This window comes from Massilia jejuensis, assembly GCF_042656795.1.
In the GTDB taxonomy this organism is placed as follows: Bacteria; Pseudomonadota; Gammaproteobacteria; order Burkholderiales; family Burkholderiaceae_D; genus Telluria; species Telluria jejuensis.
In genome coordinates this window covers 1-1224 of record NZ_JBHSMS010000019.1, presented here as the reverse complement: position 1 = coordinate 1224, position 1224 = coordinate 1, and the positions used below count along the sequence as shown (strand labels likewise).

General features: G+C 68.1%; 1 protein-coding gene. It reads left to right on the top strand.

Annotated elements, in window-relative coordinates; genetic code table 11:
* Positions 1-247: 247 nt before the first annotated feature.
* Positions 248-1224: acyl-CoA dehydrogenase family protein (locus ACFPOU_RS05180; RefSeq protein WP_379717902.1), on the top strand; the 977-nt coding region annotated here is incomplete at its 3' end.

The following is a 1224-nucleotide window of genomic DNA, read 5'->3' as shown; positions in this document are numbered from 1 at the left end:
GCGCTCAAGGCGCAGGCCACGCACGTGAGCATCGAGCCGGCGCTGGGCCTGGGCGGCGCTGCGCCGGAGCGCGACGCGAGCCGTCCGGTGACGTCCGGCGACATCAACAAGATGTTCGCCGCCGCCGACGCCCAGACCGCGCTCTGAGCATCGGCCGACGGGGAGGGCGACCTTCCCGGGACCTGGCCGCGCCACGGCGCGGCCAGGAATCGACTCCAACGCATGACCGCCCATGTCCCCGTGTCCCATGTCCATTAGCCAGTTCACATTCAGTCCCATCCCGCCCGAGGCCGAAGCCATTCGCGCCGAAGTGCGCGCCTTCCTGGGCGACGCGCTGGCGCATTACCCGCCCACCCGACGTGCCGAATCCTGGATGGGATTCGACGCCCAGTTCAGCCGGCGCCTGGGAGCGCGCGGCTGGATCGGCATGGCGCTGCCGAAACGCTACGGCGGCGCCGATGCGAGTCCGTTCACCCGCTATGTCGTGATCGAGGAGCTGCTCGCAGCCGGCGCGCCGGTGTCGGCGCACTGGTTCGCCGACCGCCAGAGCGGGCCGCAGATCCTGCACTACGGGACCGACGCCCAGAAGGAGTTCCACCTGCCTGCGATCTGCCGCGGCGAGCGCTTTTTCTGCATCGGCATGAGCGAGCCCAATTCCGGCTCGGACCTCGCCTCGATCAAGACCAATGCGCGCCGCGCCGGCGACAAATGGGTGGTCAACGGGCAGAAGGTGTGGACCACGAATGCCCATCGCTCGCACTACATGATCGCGCTGGTACGCACGGGCGTCGACAGCAAGCGCAACGAGGGACTGTCCCAGTTCATCATCGACCTGTCGCTGCCCGGGATCACGATCCGCCCGATCAAGGACCTGACCGGGGCCACCCATTTCAACGAAGTCTTTTTCGACGACCTGACGCTCGATGCCGACGCCCTGATCGGCGTTGAGGGGCAAGGCTGGGCCCAGGTCACGGCCGAACTGGCATTCGAGCGCAGCGGGCCGGAGCGTTTCCTGAGTTCGATCGCGCTGCTGCATACGCTGATCGCCGAAATCGGCAGCGAGCCAGATGCCTACCAGGCGCGCGAGATCGGACGCCTGACGGCGCGCCTGATCACGCTGCGCCAGATGTCGCTTGCGGTGACGGCCCAGCTGGCGGCTGGACGCAACCCGGCCTGGGAGGCGTCGGTCGTCAAGGAACTCGGCACCACCTTCGAGCAGGAGCT